Annotated in this window: 4 protein-coding genes and 1 pseudogene; all 5 read right to left on the reverse strand. The window is 41.7% G+C overall.

What is annotated here, in order from left to right:
• Positions 1-1,065: protein rep (locus FTV37_RS16940; protein ID WP_257224371.1), on the reverse strand; the 1,065-nt coding region annotated here is incomplete at its 3' end.
• A gap of 85 nt (positions 1,066-1,150) precedes the next feature.
• A complete protein-coding gene (locus FTV37_RS16945) occupies positions 1,151-1,441 on the reverse strand; it encodes a hypothetical protein (RefSeq protein ID WP_179991767.1) in 291 nt (96 codons plus the stop codon).
• Complete coding sequence (locus FTV37_RS16950; protein WP_179995794.1) at positions 1,438-1,608, reverse strand: hypothetical protein; 171 nt, start codon at positions 1,606-1,608, stop codon at positions 1,438-1,440. The genes FTV37_RS16945 and FTV37_RS16950 overlap by 4 nt, the downstream gene beginning before the upstream one ends.
• Positions 1,601-1,924, reverse strand: a complete 324-nt coding sequence (locus FTV37_RS16955; protein ID WP_179991768.1) for a hypothetical protein — start codon at positions 1,922-1,924, stop codon at positions 1,601-1,603. Before FTV37_RS16955 ends, FTV37_RS16950 begins: the two co-directional genes overlap by 8 nt.
• Before the next feature lie 256 nt (positions 1,925-2,180).
• Positions 2,181-2,550: pseudogene (locus tag FTV37_RS17745) on the reverse strand (hypothetical protein); the annotation flags it as partial.

Below are 2,550 nucleotides of genomic sequence, written 5' to 3' on the forward strand. Positions count from 1 at the left end.
CGCAACTCCTCCTCCTCCTCCTAGTTCCGCTTTCGCCTTTGGCTCTACGTTGCGTGTAACAATCAAGTCATAGTATGAATGCTTGGCATAGTTGAATTTGTAAAGCATTTCGAGATATGGCAAAGACTGATCGTCTGGAAGTTCGTCCGTAGCTTCTTCAGGGATTTTGACACCCCATAAAAGACCAAATGAGCCAGTTAAGCGACGCCCCTTGAGAATCTTAAAAGCCTCCCAAGTCTTTTCAACCGATAGATCACCAAACTTTAAAGCGTACTTACAGACCTCTGCTGCTGCTCCCGCATAGCCTGAACCCTTTTCTTTTTTCGCCCTGCGAACGTCTACAATATAAGAATCACCAGTGAGGCTTTGCCAATATTCCGCAAACTCTTGCTGATCAATCCAGCTATCCACCAGTGCAAACATGTGAATATGGGGATGCCATTCACCTGTTTTTTCGTTATACGTGTTTTCGTATGAGTACATAGCGCCCTGAACCTTACAAAACTCGTTGTACCCTCGACCCTTCTTGATGAAGTCTCTACGACGCTCTAGGAGCTTCCTAAAGGCGTTTAGAAGATGGTCGGCACGTTCCCGTAGGTCAGAACCGTTTTTTACTGTGAGCGTGATTAGAACGGGCTTGAGCTTGCGATTTTGCGTTAATACTTCATCAATACGTTGAACGTATCGAGTAACAGCACGGGAGGCACGAATAGCAGCGCAGAAAGGGCAAAGCAAATGCTGCCCGCATGTTTGGATTTTTGTTAGTTTGATTTCACCCAAAGTATAGAAATTTTTGAATAGCAGATAGTTTCCGCACTCATTCAATTTTTGGGCAGATTTAAGAGCCGCAATAGATTCATCGTTTTTAACGTCTTTAACATAGTTCTCTTTAAACTTGGCTAGTGTAAAAAGATAGTTTTCTTGGTTTTTAGCCCTATGTTTTAAAGTCGCAAAACGTGTTATTCTATCCGAATGTTGATCTTCGCAAGAAGATTCCAAAGCCTGTAATTCAACGCCCGCCAAAGCAGCCGAATTATGGGCTTTTTTATTGCCTTTTTTAGTCAATTTTTGTCCCCACTTTAATCAATAGTATCAAGAGAAAGAAAAAACAGCGAGTAGGCAAGCCTAACTCACTGTTTTTTTTCGTGTTTCACACGGTTTTTGCTAATTCAGGCTGTGCGCCTTTTGCGACATAAAAAATCACATTACGTCCGCTTGCCATTGCTCCAACAGCAATAGAAATTTTTTGATTTAAGAAGTCGATAAAATCACGATGATTTTCGACTGATAATGTAAAAAGCTCATTTTTTACATCACCGTTTGGAAGCTCCATAGCTCCCAAAATTTGCACCTTGTCACGATCTTCAAAGGCTTCGCCTTTCTTGTTTGTTCCGCCTTGTTGAGTAAAGACGTTTAATACTGTTCCCTCTAACTTAATCATCTTGGAAAACCCTCAATCACTTTTAATCGACCCTCAACAACAGCAATAGCAAATAACGTGATGTCACGTTTTTTATCTAAATGCTCCTGCAACACTTTTTTAAAATATGAAGCAGCTTCATCAAGTGAAGCCATAGGCTTGTTAGCCGTAACCTCAAAATTAGTCATCCGCCATATCTCCAGAATTGATTGACTGGCGATCCTTCAATAAATCCTGAAGAATCCGCCCCTCCTCAACCTGAATGTCATGCAAAGTGTCTTCATCGAGATTTAAAGATAAATAAACCTGATCAAGAGCAATAGCCAAAAGATCATTCAAGACTTTATTTCGAGAGCTGTTTAAGTGTTTTGCAAGAGATTCAACTTTCGCATGAAGATGCAATTGGATACGGAAAGGAACTTGAAAATATGCACCGTGATAGCTAGAACGACCTGTTTTTTTAAGTTCAGCAACAAACAAATCTAAATTAGTTGGCTCAGTCATAATGATATACCCTGTATATGTAAAAAAATTAAAGTAGCTTAACTGGTGAGTTATTTATATATCATTATTCTTTGTGGCGCAACCCTGCGGGATTGCTAAAAGCTCCCACTTAGGTGCTAAGGGGAGCTTTGTAATCAGGGAAAGGAAAGTTAAGAGTTTTTATTGCGTCAGTTCGCAGGCACTCCGCCTGCTCTAACTCTTACGTGTTGCAGTAGAATTTTCAGAATGCACGCTTACGCGTTTCTCAAGAAACAGGCTAACCAATAAAAGCTAATAGCCTATGCTCAACATACGGGAATAGGTCAATATTATATAAATATCCGTCCCATCTTCGGATTCGTTGCCGAACCCGAACACGGGTAGCAGGTGGGATTCTCCAGTGGGCTTTTTTGCGTCCTCGCTTCATTTTCACGTGCTGCGTGCCCTCGCCACGACCGAAAATGATAGCTTCGTCCTTAGTCGCCAATGCTACAGCTTCACAACGTCGGTCGGTCGTCGTCGCAACTCCTCCTCCTCCTCCTAGTTCCGCTTTCGCCTTTGGCTCTACGTTGCGTGTAACAATCAAGTCATAGTATGAATGCTTGGCATAGTTGAATTTGTAAAGCATTTCGAGATATGGCAAAGAC

This window comes from Acinetobacter sp. YH16042, assembly GCF_013417245.1.
GTDB lineage: Bacteria > Pseudomonadota > Gammaproteobacteria > Pseudomonadales > Moraxellaceae > Acinetobacter > Acinetobacter amyesii.

Excerpts from the sequence above, each read along its gene's own strand:
- FTV37_RS16945 (WP_179991767.1), bottom strand. The coding sequence starts at position 1,441 with ATGATTAAGTTAGAGGGAACAGTATTAAACGTCTTTACTCAACAAGGC.
- FTV37_RS16950 (WP_179995794.1), bottom strand. The coding sequence starts at position 1,608 with ATGACTAATTTTGAGGTTACGGCTAACAAGCCTATGGCTTCACTTGAT.
- FTV37_RS16955 (WP_179991768.1), bottom strand. The coding sequence starts at position 1,924 with ATGACTGAGCCAACTAATTTAGATTTGTTTGTTGCTGAACTTAAAAAA.